The 21,755-nt window shown below is 40.5% G+C and carries 27 protein-coding genes and 1 pseudogene; 9 read left to right on the forward strand and 19 right to left on the reverse strand.

Annotation, left to right across the window (positions count from 1 at the left end):
- Nucleotides 1–252 precede the first annotated feature (252 nt).
- Complete coding sequence (locus tag ISX45_RS13185) at nucleotides 253–1,020, forward strand: CAP domain-containing protein (protein WP_194519159.1); 768 nt, start codon at nucleotides 253–255, stop codon at nucleotides 1,018–1,020.
- 257 nt (nucleotides 1,021–1,277) lie between these two features.
- Here the strand turns inward: ISX45_RS13185 and ISX45_RS13190 are convergent, their stop codons facing one another.
- From ISX45_RS13190 to dapF, 5 genes and pseudogenes are all read right to left on the reverse strand, one after another.
- The gene (locus ISX45_RS13190; RefSeq protein WP_194519160.1) at nucleotides 1,278–2,375 is read right to left on the reverse strand and encodes an FUSC family protein; all 1,098 of its coding nucleotides are present in this window, start codon (nucleotides 2,373–2,375) and stop codon (nucleotides 1,278–1,280) included.
- Nucleotides 2,376–2,547: 172 nt separating this feature from the next.
- Nucleotides 2,548–3,380, reverse strand: a pseudogene (locus ISX45_RS20410) (transposase).
- A 77-nt stretch (nucleotides 3,381–3,457) separates the two neighbouring features.
- On the reverse strand, nucleotides 3,458–3,625 hold the full coding sequence (locus tag ISX45_RS13200; RefSeq protein ID WP_181556417.1) for a hypothetical protein: 168 nt from the start codon (nucleotides 3,623–3,625) through the stop codon (nucleotides 3,458–3,460).
- A gap of 312 nt (nucleotides 3,626–3,937) precedes the next feature.
- Complete coding sequence (locus tag ISX45_RS13205; protein ID WP_194519161.1) at nucleotides 3,938–4,300, reverse strand: HesB/IscA family protein; 363 nt, start codon at nucleotides 4,298–4,300, stop codon at nucleotides 3,938–3,940.
- A 57-nt stretch (nucleotides 4,301–4,357) separates the two neighbouring features.
- Nucleotides 4,358–5,212 carry a diaminopimelate epimerase gene (gene dapF / locus ISX45_RS13210; protein WP_181556419.1) on the reverse strand — a complete coding sequence of 285 codons (855 nt, stop codon included), beginning with the start codon at nucleotides 5,210–5,212 and terminating at the stop codon, nucleotides 4,358–4,360.
- A gap of 219 nt (nucleotides 5,213–5,431) precedes the next feature.
- On the opposite strand from dapF, the gene ISX45_RS13215 reads away from it, so the two are divergent.
- Entirely contained in the window at nucleotides 5,432–6,127 is a 696-nt protein-coding gene (locus ISX45_RS13215; protein WP_194519162.1) for a DUF2225 domain-containing protein, read from the forward strand.
- Between the two features lie 47 nt (nucleotides 6,128–6,174).
- Here ISX45_RS13215 and ISX45_RS13220 read toward each other — a convergent pair whose 3' ends face one another.
- Entirely contained in the window at nucleotides 6,175–6,411 is a 237-nt protein-coding gene (locus tag ISX45_RS13220; RefSeq protein WP_181556569.1) for a YuzB family protein, read from the reverse strand.
- A 228-nt stretch (nucleotides 6,412–6,639) separates the two neighbouring features.
- On the opposite strand from ISX45_RS13220, the gene ISX45_RS13225 reads away from it, so the two are divergent.
- Nucleotides 6,640–7,710, forward strand: a complete 1,071-nt coding sequence (locus ISX45_RS13225; RefSeq protein WP_194519163.1) for an NAD(P)/FAD-dependent oxidoreductase — start codon at nucleotides 6,640–6,642, stop codon at nucleotides 7,708–7,710.
- A 49-nt stretch (nucleotides 7,711–7,759) separates the two neighbouring features.
- On the opposite strand, the gene ISX45_RS13230 is transcribed toward ISX45_RS13225, so the two are convergent.
- A complete protein-coding gene (locus ISX45_RS13230; protein ID WP_181556570.1) occupies nucleotides 7,760–8,095 on the reverse strand; it encodes a YuzD family protein in 336 nt (111 codons plus the stop codon).
- Nucleotides 8,096–8,187: 92 nt separating this feature from the next.
- Between ISX45_RS13230 and ISX45_RS13235 the strand changes: the two genes are divergently transcribed.
- Nucleotides 8,188–8,424, forward strand: a complete 237-nt coding sequence (locus ISX45_RS13235; RefSeq protein WP_181556422.1) for a NifU family protein — start codon at nucleotides 8,188–8,190, stop codon at nucleotides 8,422–8,424.
- A 72-nt stretch (nucleotides 8,425–8,496) separates the two neighbouring features.
- Here the strand turns inward: ISX45_RS13235 and thrB are convergent, their stop codons facing one another.
- The 5 genes from thrB to yutH all read right to left on the reverse strand — a co-directional run bounded on the left by thrB (nucleotide 8,497) and on the right by yutH (nucleotide 14,062).
- Nucleotides 8,497–9,414 carry a homoserine kinase gene (gene thrB / locus ISX45_RS13240; RefSeq protein WP_181556423.1) on the reverse strand — a complete coding sequence of 306 codons (918 nt, stop codon included), beginning with the start codon at nucleotides 9,412–9,414 and terminating at the stop codon, nucleotides 8,497–8,499.
- Nucleotides 9,411–10,472 carry a threonine synthase gene (gene thrC / locus ISX45_RS13245; RefSeq protein WP_194520708.1) on the reverse strand — a complete coding sequence of 354 codons (1,062 nt, stop codon included), beginning with the start codon at nucleotides 10,470–10,472 and terminating at the stop codon, nucleotides 9,411–9,413. The genes thrB and thrC overlap by 4 nt, the downstream gene beginning before the upstream one ends.
- Nucleotides 10,472–11,770, reverse strand: a complete 1,299-nt coding sequence (locus ISX45_RS13250; RefSeq protein ID WP_194519164.1) for a homoserine dehydrogenase — start codon at nucleotides 11,768–11,770, stop codon at nucleotides 10,472–10,474. The genes thrC and ISX45_RS13250 overlap by 1 nt, the downstream gene beginning before the upstream one ends.
- 187 nt (nucleotides 11,771–11,957) lie before the next feature.
- Entirely contained in the window at nucleotides 11,958–12,956 is a 999-nt protein-coding gene (locus ISX45_RS13255; RefSeq protein ID WP_181556426.1) for a 2-hydroxyacid dehydrogenase, read from the reverse strand.
- Between the two features lie 98 nt (nucleotides 12,957–13,054).
- Complete coding sequence (gene yutH, locus ISX45_RS13260) at nucleotides 13,055–14,062, reverse strand: spore coat putative kinase YutH (RefSeq protein WP_194519165.1); 1,008 nt, start codon at nucleotides 14,060–14,062, stop codon at nucleotides 13,055–13,057.
- 155 nt (nucleotides 14,063–14,217) lie between these two features.
- Here yutH and ISX45_RS13265 point away from each other — a divergent pair, with 155 nt between their 5' ends.
- The gene (locus ISX45_RS13265) at nucleotides 14,218–14,715 is read left to right on the forward strand and encodes a phosphatidylglycerophosphatase A family protein (protein WP_181556428.1); all 498 of its coding nucleotides are present in this window, start codon (nucleotides 14,218–14,220) and stop codon (nucleotides 14,713–14,715) included.
- 56 nt (nucleotides 14,716–14,771) lie between these two features.
- Here the strand turns inward: ISX45_RS13265 and ISX45_RS13270 are convergent, their stop codons facing one another.
- The 3 genes from ISX45_RS13270 to hepT form a co-directional block, all read right to left on the reverse strand.
- The gene (locus ISX45_RS13270; RefSeq protein ID WP_181556429.1) at nucleotides 14,772–15,542 is read right to left on the reverse strand and encodes a TIGR01457 family HAD-type hydrolase; all 771 of its coding nucleotides are present in this window, start codon (nucleotides 15,540–15,542) and stop codon (nucleotides 14,772–14,774) included.
- Between the two features lie 44 nt (nucleotides 15,543–15,586).
- Complete coding sequence (locus ISX45_RS13275; protein ID WP_194519166.1) at nucleotides 15,587–15,832, reverse strand: hypothetical protein; 246 nt, start codon at nucleotides 15,830–15,832, stop codon at nucleotides 15,587–15,589.
- Nucleotides 15,833–16,101: 269 nt separating this feature from the next.
- A complete protein-coding gene (hepT, locus tag ISX45_RS13280) occupies nucleotides 16,102–16,539 on the reverse strand; it encodes a type VII toxin-antitoxin system HepT family RNase toxin (RefSeq protein ID WP_194519167.1) in 438 nt (145 codons plus the stop codon).
- 121 nt (nucleotides 16,540–16,660) lie between these two features.
- Here hepT and ISX45_RS13285 point away from each other — a divergent pair, with 121 nt between their 5' ends.
- Both ISX45_RS13285 and ISX45_RS13290 read left to right on the forward strand, forming a co-directional pair.
- Nucleotides 16,661–16,930 (forward strand): DUF3055 domain-containing protein, encoded by a 270-nt coding sequence (locus ISX45_RS13285; RefSeq protein ID WP_194519168.1) that lies wholly within the window; start codon nucleotides 16,661–16,663, stop codon nucleotides 16,928–16,930.
- A gap of 58 nt (nucleotides 16,931–16,988) precedes the next feature.
- Entirely contained in the window at nucleotides 16,989–17,270 is a 282-nt protein-coding gene (locus ISX45_RS13290; protein WP_194519169.1) for a cytosolic protein, read from the forward strand.
- Nucleotides 17,271–17,317: 47 nt separating this feature from the next.
- Here the strand turns inward: ISX45_RS13290 and ISX45_RS13295 are convergent, their stop codons facing one another.
- Complete coding sequence (locus ISX45_RS13295) at nucleotides 17,318–17,593, reverse strand: YutD family protein (RefSeq protein ID WP_181556433.1); 276 nt, start codon at nucleotides 17,591–17,593, stop codon at nucleotides 17,318–17,320.
- A 111-nt stretch (nucleotides 17,594–17,704) separates the two neighbouring features.
- Between ISX45_RS13295 and ISX45_RS13300 the strand changes: the two genes are divergently transcribed.
- Nucleotides 17,705–18,388: a YhcN/YlaJ family sporulation lipoprotein gene (locus ISX45_RS13300; RefSeq protein ID WP_194519170.1), complete on the forward strand. Its 684-nt coding sequence runs from the start codon at nucleotides 17,705–17,707 to the stop codon at nucleotides 18,386–18,388.
- Nucleotides 18,389–18,882: 494 nt separating this feature from the next.
- On the opposite strand, the gene lipA is transcribed toward ISX45_RS13300, so the two are convergent.
- Nucleotides 18,883–19,773 (reverse strand): lipoyl synthase, encoded by an 891-nt coding sequence (lipA, locus tag ISX45_RS13305; protein ID WP_181556435.1) that lies wholly within the window; start codon nucleotides 19,771–19,773, stop codon nucleotides 18,883–18,885.
- A 231-nt stretch (nucleotides 19,774–20,004) separates the two neighbouring features.
- On the opposite strand from lipA, the gene ISX45_RS13310 reads away from it, so the two are divergent.
- Complete coding sequence (locus ISX45_RS13310; RefSeq protein WP_228485726.1) at nucleotides 20,005–20,949, forward strand: M23 family metallopeptidase; 945 nt, start codon at nucleotides 20,005–20,007, stop codon at nucleotides 20,947–20,949.
- Between the two features lie 193 nt (nucleotides 20,950–21,142).
- On the opposite strand, the gene ISX45_RS13315 is transcribed toward ISX45_RS13310, so the two are convergent.
- Together ISX45_RS13315 and ISX45_RS13320 are read right to left on the reverse strand one after the other, a co-directional pair.
- Nucleotides 21,143–21,349: a hypothetical protein gene (locus tag ISX45_RS13315; RefSeq protein WP_194519171.1), complete on the reverse strand. Its 207-nt coding sequence runs from the start codon at nucleotides 21,347–21,349 to the stop codon at nucleotides 21,143–21,145.
- Nucleotides 21,350–21,393: 44 nt separating this feature from the next.
- Nucleotides 21,394–21,663: a hypothetical protein gene (locus ISX45_RS13320; protein WP_194519172.1), complete on the reverse strand. Its 270-nt coding sequence runs from the start codon at nucleotides 21,661–21,663 to the stop codon at nucleotides 21,394–21,396.
- Between the last annotated feature and the right edge of the window lie 92 nt (nucleotides 21,664–21,755).

The following is a 21,755-nucleotide window of genomic DNA, read 5'->3' on the forward strand; positions in this document are numbered from 1 at the left end:
TACCGATGATTATCAATTCAAATAAATGCCCCAAGTCATCGAAACAGAAAAAAATCGCAGACCTACCTTAAAACAAAACCGTTAGTTTTCTCACCATAAACCACTGAATCGCATTTGACTCCGTATTTCCCCCATAAGTAACTTGCTTTTATTCTTCGTACCTTCCATTTACCACAGTTATTCCCATATTTATTTTCTTTCAAAGATATAAAAACTAAGGGTGTAAAAATAATACCTTTAGGAGGCATTACCATGATAAAGAAAGTGACTGGCTTTCTCGCAGTTTCTGCCTTAGTAATGGGACTTGCAGCGTGTAACATAAGGGATACGGACCGTAATGACAATTATGATAATAAAAACATGAATATTTCGGCTTCGTATACATCAATACCAAGTAACAAATATCCTCATACAAGAGCAGTATTGATCCAAGATGCAAAGTACAAATTTGTTCAAGTGGATCCTAAAGAAGCAGCTGAGTTGCAAGCAAGACTTCAGCAACAATTGAATGGACAATATGTACTAGTACCAAATCAAATACAAACACCAGCACAACAGCAAATACAAACACCAACACAACAACAAACTCAACCTAAACAACAGACACCAACTCAGCAACAGCAGGCTCAGGTTTCTACAGGGATCAGCCAATATGCTCAACAAGTAATTGAATTAACGAACAAAGAAAGAGCTCGAGCAGGTCTTCCTGCTTTAAAAGCGGATACTCAGCTAAGTGCTGTGGCTCAGAAGAAATCACAGGATATGCAACAAAACCATTATTTCTCACATACAAGTCCGACTTATGGTTCTCCTTTTGATATGATGAGGGATTTTGGTGTTACTTACAAAACAGCGGGTGAAAACATTGCTCAAGGTCAACGTACCCCACAAGAGGTTGTTACAGCTTGGATGAATAGCCCTGGTCACAGAGCCAACATTTTAAATAAACAGTTTACTCACATTGGAGTAGGTTTTGAGCAAGCTGGAAACCACTGGACACAAATGTTTATCGGTAAATAATGAGTGGATAATAAAATGGGAGCCCGAAGATATTCGGCTCCCATTTTTGAACACATACACAAATTAAGTACGGTTATTACCTTTTGAATCGAATCCCTACAACGTCCCACGGTTTCGTAGACGTTCGTAAATATTTCCACGCACCTTTACAAACGTTAAACAACGATATTTGCAGCGTTGTGTCCATTTTTCCCTAATGGTGTGCTTTTACGAACGGTCTGAAAATCAAAATCGCAGTAAATTATCCGTAATACTTTTTATTTTTTAACTAATTTTTGTTTTTCTACACCTGTCCAAATATAATAACCGAAAACAAGGGTAATGGTACAGCCAACAAAAGTATACATAAGCCGATCGATAATCAGATCAAAAGAAATTTGTTTTCCTCTACTTAGCAAAATAAAAAGCAATGGTGTCATTACCATCGAATAAACTGCATAATTTCGGACCTTTAAATAACTACGAACACCACCGATGAGCGCTACTATGACAATAATCCATAGAATGGACAAAGGAAATATTAATACGATACCACCAATCAAAACACCGAAAAATGTTCCTACAGCACGTTGATAAATTCTAGAAGGACCACTAGATGTATTTCTTTGAAGTACCAAAACAATAGTCAGACTAATCCAATAGGCATGCGGGTTCTCTGATAATAATTGAATAACCTGAGCGATACTCAAACACAAAACCAAGCGGATCGTATAGAACCAAGTCTGAAATTTTTTCAATCTGAATAGCCAGTATCTAAATTGCGTAGGAAAATCAGCATTTGAATCATTGTTAGATAAGGACTGACTAGACTTTTTCTGTTTCATAAAAAACAGATAAGAAATAGAAAAAAATAGAGATATAAAAGCAGCCCATATAGAACCTAGAGAAAATAGCAAGCCAATAATAAATGGATTGACCTGTGTTGGTAACGATATACCTGTACCAATAATAAAAAAAATAGTAAAACGTACACTGTTAACAGCTAATGTACGATTAATGCCACCTACTAAAGAAACAAATCCGTTAATAAACACCAAAAAGATACTGGCTAGTAAAGAATGATTATTTCCAATAGATGCTCCTAAACTAATTGCAATGAATCCTGTAAAAATTACTTGCACATAATTTAAAACTTCCACCTTTAATGGATCATTATCATTTGGAGGGGGAATAAAAAGACCGCCTAGAGCAACTATGAATCCAATTTCTACATGACCAATCAACGCGCCAAAAATAATAGGCAATGCCATTCCTAAAGCAGTTGAAAAAATTTGCATTTTAGGGACAGGGGCAGAATTATCCCATTGCAAGAGATAATTAAAAATATTACGTCTGTTACAATCTTTATTACTCATTTCGTTCCTCCTGATTCATTTCCTACAATACAATGTCCTCCATAGTCTTCTTCTTTTCTATCGATCTATAGAACTATGAACGAAACATCGTATTTAATTTTCTTTACCTGCATTCTTCATTCATATTAGTGTTTCTTTCCATATAATCACAATTATTGATGTTGTTACAAAACTAGAGTAAAAACCCGAAGTTGTGCATAAGGATGCAAATGATACATGCAGAAAATAGCAGTGAAACCCATACCAACATGGTTGTTTAACCGATTAAATGTCTGTTAAACGAAACAACCATTTTCCGAATTTGGTTTTCAAAAACGAAGAAATTACCCGACCGTAGGCATCTTTTCGTTCATGGCTATTTCGAGGATTCATGGGCGAAACAAAAGAGATTCCTGTTTGTTCGGCGTTGGACGAACTTTTTCACTGTCATAGAGAGCATCTCCAAGGGCAAACTCAATCTGCCACTTTTTTAAAGCAGGAATCACTCAATCGCAACGGCTGCATCATGTTGATTGGATGTTGCAAGAGTATGAGATAAGATAATTCCTTCCGCTGTGGTACAAAGTATCCTTTGAACCAGTGGTACCGAGTCGAGATTCCCATCCGGCTTGAGAATCATAGAGACGGCTTCGGAGTACCGTACTGTCGATGATGACTACTTTTCTCTTAAATCGTTGAGAAGTCGGGCGTTAAAAACGGAAAAACCTTGTTCTCGAACCCATTTCCCTACACGCGAAAACGTAAGAAAGATGTGGAACCTCTTGAAGTCCGCAAATTCGTCGGAAGTAGCCAAAGCGATTCAGTGTGTCCACCAACTGGCGTAGAGAAACAATGGAAAAATAAGTTTTTAACAAGAAACATTTTATGATTTTTTCGAAATGGGTGATCGACCTGTCACATAAGGAACTTCTAATAAAGAAAGTTGGTCAATGTACAGAAACAAAGCTTGTAAAAGAGGGTCCATTCGCTAGACAATGCATGTTCACTGACAATATGAGAAATCATGATCGTGTCCACTTCTTGGAAATAGGTTTTTTGTTCACTGTATATAATTTCTAAAAAGGTGGATTTTTCTTGTCTTTTTATGCATCCATTATGCGTTTTGCAACACGTTCCATGTAATTAATGGAAATTCTTAATACTTCCGTAGTTAATTGATCGATTGCTTGAATTTCACCGTAATTTTTCTTTAACCAATTCGTAAAGTAACCCCATGTTTTTATGTAATCTTGTAATGCATGCTCTCTCAATCCCTCTATCCGTTTTCCTGCTATTACTAATTAGTTTCGGATATTGCTTTGGCGAAACTCGTTCAGCCCGCCTTTTCTTTCTCTTTAAAGTCAAATAAAAAACCTCCCCACCGATGAATATCGAATCTCATCGGTAGGAAGGTCGTTATCCGCAACTCTATTAAGCGAATTTTAGGGTCGTTAATATGTTTGTCCGGGGTTGTTTATCACCGAATTTTACGGTGTAATTATCGACCCTATCTGAATTATCCGTTTATGTTTGCGATAGAAATATCCCGCCTCTAAAACCGTTGTATATCGCCGTTTAACCGTTTAACACTGCTCTGGTGTACCGGCATTCGTTGCTGTTCGGAATGATGAACCACAGCCGCATGTCGCGATCGCATTCGGGTTATTGATCGTGAAGCCGCCTCCCATGAGCGATTGTTTATAATCAATCACCGTTCCTTGCAAAATTGGGGCGCTTTCCTTATCGACTAGTATTTTAATCCCATGCTGTTCAAATTCATGGTCATTATCATGACGTTCATGATCAAAGCCCATGCCATACGATAAACCACTGCAACCGCCACCCTTCACTCCAACACGAAGGTAGGCACCTTCCTCTCCATTTTCTCTCATCATATCCTTAATTTGAAAAGCAGCTGCTTCAGTAAGAATAATTACGTCAGCCATGTTTTTTCCCTCCTTACTATTTAGTATATCTGTTTTTACACATTCGGCTCAAATATTTCATATATAGTAAACACCTGTACAAATCGTTTCCGCTGGTCCAGTCATGAATACATTTCCTTCATCCGTCCAGGTGATCGATAAATCCCCGCCAGCAAGATGAACAACCGTTTCTTGATTTCGAGCCGTTTTACCGTTTAGCACAGAAGCCACGACTGCCGCACATGCCCCTGTTCCACACGCCTGTGTCACCCCTGAACCTCGCTCCCATACGCGAAAGTGAAGCTCACAGTCATTGACGACCTCCACAAATTCAACATTGACTCCTTCTGGAAAACGCGGATCTTTTTCGACAATCGGCCCCAATGTCGTTACCGGTGCTTGATTGATATCATTGACATAAAAGATGACGTGCGGATTTCCCATTGACACGGCTGTGATTTCGTAGGTCTCGCCAGCCACTTCTATTTTTTCTGCCACGACTTGTGCAGCCTCTTCACCAAGCATTGGGATTTCGCTTCTCTTTAATCGCGGTTTTCCCATATCAACCGTTACCTTCGTCACGATTCCGTCTTCTACAAACACTTCCGCCTTTACTAGTCCTGATAATGTCTCAATAAAGAACGATCGTTCGTTTACCAATTGATGTTCATACGCATATTTTGCTACACAACGAAGCCCGTTGCCGCAATTTTTTCCTTCAGAACCATCACTATTAAAAATCCGCATTTTTACAGGTGCCACTTCCGACGGGCAAATCAAAATCATTCCATCTGCACCGATTCCCGTATGAACATTCGATACCTTAACAGCTAGCTCCGACAATAGCGACTCTGGAATGGTTTCCTCAAACATATTTACATATATGTAGCTATTTCCTAATCCATGCATTTTTGTAAACGAAAAGCGATCCATTGTTTCCTCCTAAACATAAAAATTTTTTATCTATAAGTATAAAGGGAACATCATCGGGACACAATGAAAATATCCCCCGTTTTTTCATATACACCTGGAAAGAGGATGTCCACGCGGCATCCTCTTTCTCTATTTTAAGCAAAAAGGAATAGGAACGATACAGATTTTCCGTTATAATGATGGGGAACATCGTTATTCAAATAGGCTGGAGGATGCTCAATGAATGTAGATGCATTATATGACCAACATATGACTTGCCTCGTTTGCAAACAGCCGTATAGCACAAAGAAAATTCGCTCACGCTTTGTGCGTGCAATTCGACATGATACCGATTTTTGTTCTTATTACCAACCAGACGATTTAAATCCTCTTTTTTATTATGTAAGCATTTGTCCTCATTGCGGGTTTGCCGTTACTGAAGAATTTTCTTCTTATTTTCCCCCTTCCTCACTTGATGCCATTCAAAAAAACATCTGCCAAGCATGGAAAGGGGGAATACAATATAGCGGAAAACGAACGTTTCAAGAAGCGGTGAATACTTATAAGCTTGGAATTTATTCAGCAACATTAAAACAGGAAAAGCATATTGTATTAGCCGGTTTATATATGCGTCTTGCTTGGCTCTATCGAACATACAACATTCACGATCAAGAAGAACGATTTATGCGACTAGCTCTGCAAGAATATACAGCATCTTATAGTAAAGATGATTTTGTTGGCACACACATGGCGGAAGTACGTCTCCTTTATTTAATCGGTGAATTACATAGAAGATTAAACAATACAAAAGAAGCCATTTTATATTTTTCTAAAGTTACCGCCAAAAAGAACGAAACGATCGAAAAAGGAATTGTTCGTATGGCACAGGAGCGGTGGCAAGAAATTCGTGACAACCAGCAGACACCTCAATCATAATAGGCAAAAAAAAAGCGGCTTCCGTTGGCATCGGAAGCCGCTTTTCCTCAAAACATAGGATTTTCCTCCAGAAATTTATAAATATTCTCCACTAATTGTTCAGGTGTCTCTCCTGTAACTACTTCTCCATTCACTAAAGCAAATAATGATTTCGCACATTTTCCGCAATAACTTAAACACCCGTATTCAATAATATCCAAATTCGGATCCTTTTCTAATATTTCTAACGCTTTTTGCGAACCGTTCGCTAAATTGCTCATACAAAATTCAATAATTGGTTGAATCAATGCTTCATCACCTCTCTACTGCCTTCCATCGTATCCGTTTTTTGCGCAAACGTCAATTTATGATGCTTTATTTTATATATTGGCTGGCATTTATCCTCTCTTTTGTTCATATATTTATCATTTTTCCGAAAAATTGTTGTTATTTTGTCACAATTTCGCTATACTTTTAGTGACATTTTGTTACACGTTGTGCTTCAAAAGACAATAACAAAGGGGAATTTTCGTATGAGACACCTCGTTCTACTTGGTGGGGGATATGGAAATATGCGCATCTTGCTTCGTCTCCTCCCAAATCATTTACCTGAGAACGTTCACATTACACTTGTTGACCGCGTTTCATATCATTGCTTAAAAACAGAGTATTATGCTCTTGCGGCGGGAACGATTAGCGACCATCATATTCGCGTCCCATTTCCTGAACATCCCCAATTAACTTACTGCTTCGGGGAAGTAGTAAAAGTCGATTTAGATAACCAAACCGTTTTTCTCCAAGACGATTCGACAATTTCATATGATGATTTAGTCATCGGTTTAGGCTGTGAAGATAAATATCACGGTGTCCCTGGCGCGGAAGAATTCACTTACAGCATTCAATCGATTGATAAAGCACGGGCTACATATCAAAAATTAAATAACTTGCCACCTCGTTCAGTGGTTGGAATTGTTGGCGCTGGGTTAAGCGGTGTCGAGCTGGCCAGTGAGCTTTCAGAAAGCCGGCCGGATCTACACGTTATGTTATTTGACCGTGGTGAGCGAATCTTACCAATGTTTCCAGAACGCTTAAGCGACTATGTAGAAAAATGGTTTGAAGAACATAAAGTAGAAATCATCCGCCGCTCTAACATTACAAAAGTAGAAGAGAATGTACTTTACAACCATGACGAGCCGATTGACTGTGATGCCATTGTTTGGACGGCGGGCATTCAACCTAATCGAGTCGTTCGCGAATTAGATGTGGCAAAAGACGCACAAGGACGCGTCACTTTAACGAAGCAGCACCATATCCCCGGCTATGAAAATGTGTATGTCGTTGGCGACTGTGCAAGCTTACCGCACGCTCCAAGCGCACAGCTTGCGGAAGGACAAGCAGAACAAATTGTTCAAGTATTGCAAAAACGCTGGAATGGGGAAGATCCGCCAAGCGAATTTCCACCAATTAAATTAAAAGGGATCCTTGGTTCGCTTGGCAAAAAACACGGATTCGGTCTCGTTGCCGATCGCCCGTTAACAGGAAGAGTACCACGGCTTCTAAAGTCCGGTGTCCTTTGGATGTACAAATATCACAATGGTTATTAAACCAAAGAAAAGGGATATCTCTTGGGCGAGATCATCCCTTTTCTTTGGTTTATTCCTTCTCTACTGCTTTATAACCGTACTTTTCCATTGCCTCATAAATCACTTTTAATTTTGGATTTCCTTCACCAACAATCGTTCCTTCCACTAGCACAACCGGATAAAATAAATCTTCTTCAATTACCTTTGCGGCAAAAGCTTTCTTCTCCTCATCCTCAGGTGGATTGAAAATATCGATATATGAAATCGTAAATGGCTGATCCGGATATTTCCGTTTGATGGCGGCCTCTAACCATTCATACGTTTCCTTTGAAGAGGGTAAATTGACACAAGAGGGGCAAATCACCTCTGCGCCATACACACATATTTCGACGGGCTTAAATAACATATTTGCCACCTTTCCTCTCTTAAGCGAAAAAAGTTATTAGATTTTTTTCTTTATCATGATTATAATAAAGTTAAAGAAAGGAGTCGATAAGAATGAGCGATCAAGAAATTAAAGAACAAGTCCAAGAAGTTTTAGATAAACTACGCCCATTTTTGCTTCGCGACGGCGGTGACTGCGAACTTGTCGATGTAGAAGACGGAGTAGTCAAATTACGCCTGCTCGGTGCTTGCGGAAGCTGCCCAAGCTCGACGATCACATTAAAAGCAGGAATTGAACGTGCTCTTTTAGAAGAAGTACCTGGTGTCGTTGAAGTTGAACAAGTGTTCTAAAAAAGGCGAAGATGACACGAATAGTTCTCAAAGCTACATGAAAATAACAGCGATTCTCATTGAGAATCGCTGTTATTTTTCTAAGGCCATATTATAATATACTTGACTTCCCCTTTGTTCTACCTTTAACAGCTCAACCGTGCAATCTTGAAAATGTTCTGATAACTTTTCTTTTATGAAGATTCCTTTTCCTGGCTCCGCAAAAGAAAGAACAGTCGGGCCTGCCCCGCTCAGCGCAACCCCGAAAGCACCATATTCTTTGGCAAGCTTTTGCACCATCGATAATTCAGGAACGAGTTCTTTTCGATACGGCTGATGAAATAAGTCGGATTCCATCATTTTTCCTGCCAATTCCCAATTTTTCGTTAATAATGAAGCTACAAGCACATTGCTTACTGCACTTGCTTCCACCGCTGCCGCTTTTGAAAAAAAATGCGGAAGAACATTGCGTGCTTTTTTCGTCTCCAATTCATAATTCGGAATAACAGCAACAAGATCAAGTTCGATATCAGGAACCGAAAGAATGTTTGTCTCCTGTTCACTATGGCTTCCGATGACTAATCCGCCATACAATGATGCACCGACATTATCAGGATGTCCCTCATAGCAACTAGCTAGTCGTGCCTTTTCATCGATAGTTAATGACAAGCAAGCAAGCTCATTGGCTAGTTCAATTCCCGCAACAACCGCCGCCGCACTGCTGCCCAGCCCTCGTGTAAACGGAATATCGCTATATACGTCGACAACACAGTTCGGTAACGTGCAGCCATATTGTTTTGCTACTTCTTCCGCTACTTGAAACACTAAATTCTCTGTTCCCCTCGGAATTGTTTGCACTTCCGGCGAACGAGGAATAAACCGCCATTCATCCCCCCGCCGCACTTCTAATACTAAATAACGAGAAACAGCGAGACCTACGGAGTCAAATCCCGGTCCTAAATTCGCTGTACTCGCCGGGACAACGATTTTTAACATCCCATCTTCTTTCATTGATGGACAACTCCTTGGATATGCTCAAATACAGCTTTTTCATCGTTTGGAAGAACAAGCGGTTGAATATCGGCCACTTCCATCGCAATCGTCGGATCTTTTAGTCCATTACCAGTCAATACAGCAACAACAGTGCTTCCTTCTTGAATTTCGTTTCGCTTCCGTTGTTTGATCACACCGGCAATAGATGCACATGAAGCCGGTTCAGCAAAAATCCCTTCCTTACGCGCGAGAAGTTTATATGCCTCTATAATTTCCGCATCGGATACTTCATCGATTTTTCCCTTTGATTCTTCAGCTGCTTGAACCGCCTTTTCCCAGCTAGCCGGGTTGCCAATTCGAATGGCCGTCGCCACCGTTTCCGGCTGTTCGATAACTCGATTGCGGACAATGGCAGCTGCTCCTTCTGCCTCAAAGCCACGCATTTCTGGAAGCCCCGTTTGTTTTTTTACATGATATTCTTTAAATCCTTTCCAATAAGCCGTAATATTGCCGGCGTTTCCAACCGGAATTGCCAGAATGTCAGGCGCTTTACTAAGCTGATCACAAATTTCAAAAGCGGCCGTTTTTTGTCCTTCGATACGATATGGATTGACTGAGTTAACAAGCGTAATCGGAGCCATTTCGCTAAGGCGGCGGACCATCTTTAACGCTTCGTCAAAGTTTCCTTCAATTGCGAAAATTTCTGCTCCGTACATCACCGCTTGCGCTAATTTTCCCATGGCAATTTTTCCGTGCGGAATAACAACAATGCAGCGCAAGCCAGCACGGGCAGCATAAGCGGCAGCCGCAGCGGAAGTGTTTCCTGTTGAAGCGCAAATGATCGTATGGCTCCCTTCTTCTTTCGCTTTTGCTACCGCCATGACCATGCCGCGATCTTTAAAAGATCCGGTCGGATTCGCACCTTCAACTTTGACGTATAACTCGATACCTAACTGCTTAGACAAACGTTGCAGTGGAATAAGCGGCGTATTTCCTTCTTGCAAAGAAAGCCGAGGTGTTCGTTCCGTTACGGGCAAAAAATCACGGTATTCGTGCAGGATTCCTCTCCACATCATCATTTTCCATCCCCTTCTACACGGTACCAACTTTTTATATTATGAACTATTTCAAGATCACTTAATTGCTGTAAAATATCTTCATAATCTTTTTGGGACGCTCTGTGAGTGACAATGACAATCTCCGCAAGACCGTTCTCTTTTAATGGTAATTGTAAAATTTTCTCGAAGCTGACACCCCGTTCTGAAAACAGTGTTGTAATTTTTGCGAATGCTCCGACCTGATCTTTCACATGAATACGTAAAAAGTATTTCGAGAAAATTTCTGCTGGCGCTTTTAATTTCTTTTCGTATTGTGGTGCTACTGCGCTTCGACCGTTCACACCTAACCGCATATTTTTCATGACAGCCACTAAGTCAGAAACAACCGCTGTCGCCGTCGGCAAACTTCCCGCTCCAGGACCGTAGAACATCGTTTCTCCAACCGCTTCTCCATATACGTATACCGCATTGTATTCATCACTTACTGATGCCAGTGGATGGGAATCAGGCAAGAACGTGGGTTGTACGCTTACCTCAACTTTCTCTCCTTCACGATGGGCAATACCAATGAGCTTCATCGTATAGCCTAATCGCTTTCCGTAATTCAAGTCTTCTTCCGTAATATCCGTAATCCCTCGTACTTGGACATCTTCTAGATCAATGTTCATAGAAAACCCTAATCGCGCTAAAATTGCCATTTTCCTTGCTGCATCTAACCCTTCGACATCAGAAGATGGATCCGCTTCAGCATACCCGAGCGCTTGTGCTTCTGCCAATACTTCTTCATAGGCGCTTCCGTATTTGCACATTTTGGTTAAAATAAAGTTCGTCGTTCCATTGACGATTCCCATCATTTTTGTAATCCGGTCAGAAGATAAACCATCAACAAGTGTACGTAAAATCGGAATGCCTCCCGCAACGCTTGCTTCGTAAAATAAATCGCATCCATTTTCAGTCGCTGCAGCTAACAACTCCGATCCATATAATGCCATTAAATCTTTATTCGCGGTAACGACATGTTTCCCTTGCTGCAACGCTCGTAAAAGATGTTGTTTCGTTTCTTCGACGCCGCCCATTACTTCAATAATTACATCGATGCCTGGATCGTTGATGACTTCATCCACATTCGTTGTTAATAGGCTTGAGTCCACTTTCACATCGCGTTCTTTATATATATCTCGAACGAGAATCTTTTTCACGGTAACCGGGCAGCCGACTTGATGAATGAGTTGATCTTGATGATTTTCAATAATTTTCACAACCCCGCTGCCGACTGTTCCTAATCCTAACAAACCAACCGAAATTGGCTTCACCATGCTCTCCACCCCTTTTGTTTCTCCGTTATGTACATTTGTATTTTTATAGTAGACATTATAAAAGATGTTCCTGTCTTTTACAATCATTATTTTATTATCTTATATATTGAAAACGCTTAACATCAAGTAAATTCAGATAATTTTTTTTATAAAAAACAGTCTCGCGAGGAGACTGCTCGTTTGATGATTATAAAACTCGTCTCGTCTTTTCTAACCATTGTTGATTGACCAACGTTTCTGGTGCTTCACCTTTCAGCACAGCAACAATGTTACGACAACACAATTCCATCATCTTTACGCGCGTTTCCACACTTGCGCTACCAATATGCGGAAGTGCCACAACATTGTTTAACGCTAATAACGGATGGTTTCGATCGATCGGTTCTTTCTCGAATACATCTAATCCTGCTCCGGCAATCTCTCCGTTGATCAGTGCGTCATATAACGCTTCCTCATCAACAACAGCTCCTCTAGCCGCATTGATGAAAATGGCAGAGCGTTTCATCATCTGGAACGCTTCTCGATTAAACAACCAACGTGTTTCATTCGTCAGTGGTGTTAAACAAACGACAAAATCCGATTTTTCCAATAATTCAGCAAACGTACAATAGGTTGCACCTAACTTTCGTTCCGCTTCTTCGTTTCGTGAGCGGTTATGATACAAAATGTTCATTTCAAATCCAGTAGCCCGCTTAGCTACGGCTTGACCGATTTTCCCCATACCGACAATTCCAATCGTCTTATGGTGAACATCATGTCCAGCTAAAAGAAATGGACTCCAGCTCTTCCACTCACCGGCTTTGACAAATTCCGCTGCCTCTACAACGCGACGAGCCGTTGCCAATAATAACGCAAAAGTTAAATCAGCGGTTGTATCTGTCAATACATCGGGTGTGTTGCAAATAGCGATACCGCGTTCTGTCGCAAATGAAACATCAATATTATCAAAGCCCACTGCTAAATTGGCAATGACTTTTAATGACTCCCCTGCTTCCATCACTTCACGGTCAATTCGATCGGATAACATCGTAAAAAGCGCGTCCGCTTTTTTTGCTTCCGAAAGTAAGACTTCCCGTGTCACTGGCACATCCTCATATGGCCACATCTTCACCTCAGCCAATGTTGTTAACGGCTTTATCGCTTCATCCGGCAGTTTCCTTGTAATAAACACGTATGGTTTATTCATTGCTAAAACTCCTTTCTCTTCTATAAAAACACATTGCCGTTTTTATCTTACCATAATTGCCCATAAAAAAACGATGATATCGCTACCACCGTTCTGTCCTAAGCATAAGAAAGCCAGCCAATTTTCGGTAAGCGCCATCGACGGGAAGAAAGTTCAAGAAGGTCATAGAAAGAGCCTAAAAATCGCTCATATTCCCGTGAACGGTCAAGAATAGTGATCAATGTCTGTTCATACTTCTTTTTTTCCTCTTCGTGCTCCGTTACGTAATATCCTTCAATGCACTCAAAATAATGAAGCGGAAATAATAAACGCGCATAAATTAGCCGCCAAGAAAATGCCGACAGCGGAGTGGTATGTTCATATTCGCGAAAAAACTGCCTAATTTCCTCTTCCGCAATAGCAGATCTCTTTACATACATATGGCGCACCCACTCGGCTAAATCGCGGGCGCAATGATCATATACCCAATCTATTGCTAACTTGCTTTCCTTTCCTTCCACCCAGAGAGCGTTCGGTAATCGCTCATGACAAATCGTAGCTGAATCGACTGTACTAGGTACCTCATCTAATTCGGTATCGGCTACATATTGAATGGCATTTTCTGTTAGACCGATATAATAAGGAAACGATTCGATAAATAATCGATCAAATGCATCTTCGGGCCCTAGTTGGGTTTTGCTTCGCCAAAACTCTTCCATTTGATCAAGCCGTTTTCCCCAAAGCTCTTTCCATTGTCCAATCCGTTTGCAATGGACAACCGGCACAGGAAATAAGCGGCCACGATGATGAAGCTTTGCTAATTCCCTTCCAACAACAACTTGTCTCGTATATGACTGAACATACGTGCGAAGAATAATAACAGGTTGTTCAGAAATATGGGTCATAAGTGTTCCGGTTCGTGTTGGCACAAATGTGGCCACCGTCACGTCTCCCTTTGCCGATAAATAAGCACTCATTTGTTGCAATTCGCTGATTTCTGCTTCCGTTCTCAGTAAAGCAGGCACTAAAATATAGCGATAATTTTTCCATATAAACGTATCATAACGTCCTATTTTTTCCCATCGCTCAACGGTTAGCCCGTATTCATTGCTAATGATGTCGCGCACTCCCTTCCCCCCTTCATAAAAATAGTATATGAGGGTCTGTTTAAAAAAATCTTCCCTTCCTCACAATAAATGCAGCATGGTTTACATGAAAGACACATTTGTGTCATGATAAACATATAATAAAAAACACTTTATAAAAGAAACAGGTGAAGCGAATGAAAGAACAGAGCATGACGAACCTTGAACAAACTGCGCGCCAATGGTTAGAAGAGCGCGGTGTCACCATTGAAGATATCGCTCAACTCGTCTACTATCTTCAGTCGAAATACCATCCGGATTTACAAATTGAAGAGTGTATCGAAAACGTCAATCGTGTTATTTCGAAACGGGAAGTACAAAATGCAATCCTTACCGGCATTCAGCTTGATCGTTTGGCCGAAGAAGGCAAATTGGATGAACCATTACAATCTATTATTCGCCGTGACGAAGGATTATACGGGGTAGACGAAATTTTAGCGCTATCGATTGTCAATGTATATGGTTCTATCGGATTCACCAATTATGGCTATATTGATAAACAAAAACCGGGAATTTTACAATACTTAAACGATAAATCAACTGGAAAATGCAATACGTTTTTAGATGACATCGTCGGGGCCATTGCGGCCGCTGCTTCAAGCCGGTTGGCACATCGAGCGACTCATAGTGAATAAAAAAACGGAGGCGCTTTTCTTCTTTTTCGAAAAAACACACGCGCCTCCTTTGTTATTTAAATTCGTTCCATCCACTCTTGTAACGAGTCAACAGTGTATGTTGGCTGTTTTTCATATTGCTGTAATAGTTCTTTTGTCGTCACTCCCGTATGAACTAACAATGTATCGATCCCTGCATTCATCCCTGCCATAATATCGGTATCATAATAATCACCAATCATTAAGGTGTCTTCTCTTGGTACATCGAGAACTTTTAATGCCTGTTCCATAATAATTTTTTCTGGTTTTCCGATAAAAATCGGTTGAACTTGGGTAGATACAGCCACAACCGCTGTCAACGACCCGTTTCCTGGCAATAGCCCTCGTTCCGTTGGAATTGCGATATCACCGTTTGTTGAAATAAACGTAGCTCCATTGCGAACCGCTAAACAAGCCACTGCTAGTTTTTCGTATGTAATGCTTCGATCAATTCCCATTACGACAAAGTCAGCAGTTTCTCCTGCGAATGTAAATCCTTTTTCCTTAAGTGCGGTTTGAATTCCTTCTTCTCCAATAACATAGACAGACGCATTCGGATTTTTCTCAAAAATGTAATTGGCCGTGGCTTGGCTTGTCGTAAACACTTGTTGTTCTGTTGCCGGAATGTCAAACGATTGAAGTTTTTCTGCCACTTGTGCTGGCGTCCGTGATGAGTTATTCGTCACAAATAAGTACGGAATATCACGTCGGTATAATTCTTTGACAAACTCACGCGCTTCAACAATGCATTCTGTTCCACGATACATCGTACCGTCTAAATCGATTAAATATCCTTTATATTTTTTCAACATCATTCACTCCCTTTTCACATTTACACGTAACACACTTTATCTCAAGGGATGGCAAATGTCAAAAACAAAAACGCTTCTTGGCAATCTGAAGCGTTTTCACATATATTGTAACTGATTAATGAATACATCTCTTTTGTGTCCATACACGTTTGTAACACTACATCCGGCATGTGTAAATAACTGTGATTAGCACCTTGTTCATTGTGCCATCCCGGCAAGTTGACAAAATCGTAGCTGTATTGTTTGTTCATTCGTTCCGTTCGTATTTGAAACAGAATCACGATCATTCAGTTTTTTACCAATTTAAGGGGCATTTCTTTGTCTTTTCCCGGCAGTTCGTATACGTTCGTTCGCTTGTCCATCGCTTGGCGAACAAGTAATGACATGTACAAGTCCATTACGCTCTAATACCTGCAAATGAGGCGTACAGCGTTTCACTAATTACGGTGAAACACTTTTCGACTTCTCTGTTTCGCAGAAGGGAATTTGTAGTCTATCACCGTTACCGCCTTCCCCTTCATTTTATAGTATTTCTTATGTTTACGCACTTTTCGAGCTAATTTCGGAATGCTGATACCGGTCCGAGTTCGTTTTCCAAATACGTCCGAATCGCCATCGGATACGATTGTAATGCTGAGAAGTGCTCGTTGACCGTTTCTAACAATTGTGAATGATGAACGTCTGTATACTGTTGGACGAGCATTTTTCGATATGAAATAATCGCTTTCAAACCTTTTGCATCATGTTCAGTAATTACTTTTTCATCTGTTAAAATGTCGATGATGTCTTCGTAGCTGCCCGGATCGCGCATAATAAAACCGTCAATCATCGCATTTCCGACATCTAACACCGCTTCAATCAACAGATGAATGGTGCGCTCCAAAGCAAGCTGGGCAAGCTCTCCCTCCCATGATGTTTGCTGTTTATATACACGTAATAACGTTTCCATGTAACGTAATGTTTTCTCAATTTTATTACGATCGACAAAGTACATCTATTATCCCCCCTGTTTTGGATGTTTCTCTTCTATTGTATCACACTAAATCCATACAGACATTTACATGAACGTTTGTTATCATAAAAATATAACTTTGTTTGGATGGAGGAAATAAGCAATGGATGAACGCTTTTTCTTATACGATGATACAGTGGAAACGAAAACACGATTTGTCAGCTTTTTAGGAAAGCAGCAACGTTTTGATTTGGCGATTATTCAAACGGATCGCTTTTATGGAAAATATTTGGTCCTCAATATGCAAAGTAACCGCTTTGCCATTATCGGTCAAGATGATTTAGACGAACCGGGTTATTTAGAGCAGGCGTATCGCCTAAGCGAAGAAGATGCCAACGATTTACGCTCATTTTTAAATGAATTTATTTCATAGCTCCTTTTCGTTCGGGGGAAATTATTATACGTAACCCCCTTGCGAAGAAGGTGATAATATGAGAGAAGAGGAAAAATATAGCGATTTTTCTACGGTCGAAAAAATCCGAAATTTTCTTGTTCCGGAAACGCTTCCAGAAGGTCCGTACGGTTCCCCGCGTGGTAAGAACGAGCCCGTGCAAAACAAAAGTACTCCATGGAAAAAAGGTCAGCGTTATTATAGCGCCTTTAACTACGAATACAAGTCGTTGCATCAAGACATTCCGAGACAAGATCCGGGGGCCCATCCACCGCATGACGATCCGAGAAAAAATGAGCAATTTCCTTACGGACAAGCATAATTTATGATAAAAAACGGCTATCTCATATTGGAATGAGATAGCCATTTTTACCTTTTTACTTTCCGCAATACAAAATACGCGCAACCAAAATTACAATACTCATACAAATATTCCGACAACGTACTAATTTTTGTATCGTACGTGGCTTTTTGATTATGATCATCAAAAAACCCTCTTAAACGCAATTGATTATATCCCCAATCCCCGACAATGTAATCATACTTATTTAAAATATCGGCATAGCGCGCGCGAAATGCTTCTTCATTAAAACCGTTCTTTACATTTTCGATTAATTCATAACACGTATTGTTAATGCAAATCATTCTATTCACCTCATCTTTCACTTTTAATCATAAATGATGAAACGTTCCCAATCAATTACTGTTATCAAAGTTTGCAAAGAAAGGCATGCTGAAGGTGAGGGGGTGTTTGCATTGAAAAAGACGTTACTTGCGTTATCCATTAGCGCTACTGTTTCGCTAGTTGGATGTGCGCAAATGGCTGAAAATAACGATGATGACATATTGGAACGAAGCGGCAACACAATTAACGTAACAGATCGTAATGATTTATATAACGATGAAGGAGTTCCAAACGGCGATGATACACCGATGAACAATTTTGGTTATGTTCGCCATCAAAAAAGCCCTATTCCCGGTGATATGAATCAATACGCAAATATGCCGACACTAAATCGTGAACGTGTCGCTGATTTAATCAGCAAATTGTGTACACAGCTTCCAAACGTCAATGATGTTGCGACTCTTGTAACAGATGAAGAAGTGTTAATTGCTTACGATACGGATACAAAAAACCGTTTTGAAACAGCTGACCAAGTGAAGAAGACAGCGCTTTCTGTTGTCCCGCGCTACTACCACGTATACGTAGCTGACGACCCGCGCATGATGAAAGAAATTGAGCGCTTCGGTCGTTTAGATTCAAACAGCCGCAACATCGACCAAATTATTGATACAACGATTAAAGAAATGTTGAAATATCCTCAAGGTCGTAAATTAAGCGACGGGGAAAATGCAAACGGAGAAATGATTAATGAAAGGAACGACCGTCTCGATCGTGATACTCACGATGGCACACCAAAACAAATGGGAACGAAATAAGTCTCTCTGTTAAGTGCGATGGGCACATATTCTTCCCACCAAGGAGAGCTGGTTTGACCACAAAGCTCTCTTCAAACCATGCTCTAAGCAAATGTTGAGTGAAGCAAACTGATTGCGAACCGAGCTAGACAGTAGCGACCCGCATCCCTCGAAACGTACTGAAAGGATCTGCGGGGAGGCTCAGACCAAACTTCATGTAATCTTGCGTGGGTTACTCAAAGAAGTTGACTCAATGTGTTGCCGCCGCAGTGGAACTAAAGCGTATCTAGGAAACGGTCGCCGGATCTGCACAATGAAGAAAGCGGAGATAGCGCGAATCGTTTACGAAGCCAAATGTTCTTCACACGCAGAAGTACTGATTGCTTCGTAACGAGTTCATTTGACATAAGAGGACAGATGCCGGACTAGACTTCTTGGAAAATTGATACTCTCTTTCCTTAATAAATAAAACGGCCTGATTTCCTTTTGAGAAGGAATCAGACCGTTTTTTGAATTTATGCTTTCATTTGGCGGGTAGCAGCATTTACTTGTTCATCGGCATGATAAGACGAGCGAACAAGCGGACCCGCTTCGCAATGGCTAAATCCTTTGCTTAACGCAATTTCTTTCAGCTCCATAAATTCATGTGGATGGTAATATTTTTCGACTTTCAAATGTTTTTTCGTTGGCTGCAAATATTGACCGATCGTTAAAATATCGACATGATTCGCTCGTAAGTCGTCCATCGCTTCGAGAATTTCTTCCTTCGTCTCACCAAGGCCAACCATAATGCTCGATTTTGTCGGGATATCTGGCTGCAATTCTTTGGCACGACGCAAAAATTCAAGAGAACGCTCGTATGTAGCACGCGCACGTACTCTTGGTGTAAGACGTCGAACCGTTTCAATATTATGATTTAAAATATCTGGTCGCGCATCCATCAAAACTTTTAAATTTTCATATACGCCTCCCATATCAGAAGGAAGGACTTCAATGGTTGTCAACGGATTTTTACGGCGAATTGCCCGTACTGTTTCCGCAAATACAGCTGCGCCTCCGTCTTTTAAATCATCCCGAGCTACTGCAGTAACCACGACATGTTTTAAATTCATGAGACGCACGGAATCAGCCACGCGCTCTGGCTCTTGCCAATCTAGCTCCGTCGGCAATCCTGTTTTTACTGCACAGAAGCGACAAGCGCGCGTACAAACATTACCTAAAATCATAAATGTTGCTGTTCTTCTTACCGCCCAACATTCATGAATGTTTGGACACTTCGCTTCTTCGCATACTGTATGCAGTTGTTTTTCACGCATCATTTTCTTTAAACCGATATAATTTTCGTTTGTGTTTAATTTTATCTTTAACCATTCTGGTTTTCGAAGACGTTCTTCATTTGTAGCCATTTTTCACACTCCAATAATTTAAAGTTATATCTTAATTATAAGAAAAAGAACGGACGAACACAAAGAAATTGTCGCAAACCGATTGGTCTACCGATTTTTAACATTTATGAAACGAAAGAATCTCCTCAAACTAAACATATGAGACCGATGGGAAAGGAGTAGAAAAGAGTGTATCAATTTGTTGTTCTCACGCTCATCGCGCTATTTACTTTTACTACACCGCTTACTGCACTGGCGCAAACAAGCACTGATCAAGACAAGATATATCAGCAACGAATGGAGTTGTATAAAAAAGCGGAGGCTGTCTCACTCATTCCTTGGTATTATTTTGCCGCCATTGATCAATATGAGCGAAATGTTCGTCAAGTTCGTCGTGATCTCCCTAAACCTAAAGGAGTGCTTGGGATTTATATTAAGCCGGAAATATGGGCAGGGCCACTCAACAAAGCTGAAAATGATACTAACCCGTTCACGATCTCGCAATTTGGCGGATTGGGAATTGACGGAAACGGAGACGGTGTAGCCGATCCAACAAACGATGAAGATATCATCTTCTCTATGGCTCGATTTCTCCAGTCATACGGAACTGACCACCAGCATATTAAAATGGCATTATGGAACTATTATCAACGAAGCAAAACAGTCGATTTAATCTTAGGGAAAGTCAAAATTTATAAAAAGTATCAAACCCTCAAGCTCGATGGTCATGTATTCCCTCTTCCCCTTTATTCCAATTACAGTTACAAGAATACATGGGGCAGCGCAAGAGGATGGGGCGGAAGACGCATTCATGAAGGAACAGATATCTTCGCTAGTTATGGAGTTCCCGTACGTTCAACTTGTTATGGAATTGTTGAGCTGAAAGGATGGAATAAATATGGAGGATGGCGTGTCGGCATCCGAGATATTAACAATACGTACCATTATTTTGCCCACTTAAACGGATTTGTAAGCGATTTGCGTGAGGGACAAATCGTTGAACCGGGGACGATTATCGGCTCTGTCGGCAGCTCCGGTTACGGTCCACCAGGCACTGCTGGAAAGTTTCCTCCACATCTCCATTATGGAATGTATAAAGATAACGGCTACACGGAATGGTCATTTGACCCTTATCCTCATTTAAAAATGTGGGAGCGAATGGAAAAGATAAAGAAAAAACAAAGAGGTCGGAAGTAATCCGACCTCTTTTTCATAACATCATTTCTTTATCTGATCTTAGCTTTGAGACAGGTTTGCAGAAACAATCCCTCTGACGAATTGCCTACCATATGTTCACAATCAATAAACCGTTTCTTCTCTATGATTTTGTGTTTTGCTTTTACAACAGCATGAATAATACTTAGTCGCTAAACCTCCTTATCAATAAGCATCATGACACTCTCTGCCGTTTCATTGAAAAGGCAATGCCAACAAGTAGCGTTAACACAGCGGCGACCCAACCGAGCGATATCACAAACCAAGTCTCATATCCACGGTAATTTTCTTTTGAGTTTGTACGAATGTTATCAATCATCATATAACCTAAGACAATCATTGTAATGACACTTAAGCAAATTTTCCACCATGCCCCTAACATAATGTCAACCACACTGTCTCGCATGGTTGTGCAAATGGTTTAGTTCATGCACGACCCATGCAAGCAAAATGATTTCGACTAAGTTTAGCCAGCACAACACCAAAGCTGTTAAGTTTCCCAAACCGATGGCTGCCCCGCCTCTGCCAAAATAAAGCCGTCTCGCGTTTCCCGCTGTTATCGATTTTCCATTTGTACAAGTTCTTGTCTTTAAATGGATAAAAAATAATTTTTATTTTTTGACTTTTTATATATAAATGAGTATAACGTCTATAGTCTGCAATATCAAAATAATATTTACAAATTTTGATATTCAATTAAAATAGCTATCCCTTATTATTGCTGGGATAGCTAACACAAAATGTCATATATCAAAAAATTTTTGTAATTAATACAGTATCACAAATTC

The organism is Thermaerobacillus caldiproteolyticus (genome assembly GCF_015326725.1).
Taxonomy (GTDB): Bacteria; Bacillota; Bacilli; order Bacillales; family Anoxybacillaceae; genus Thermaerobacillus; species Thermaerobacillus caldiproteolyticus.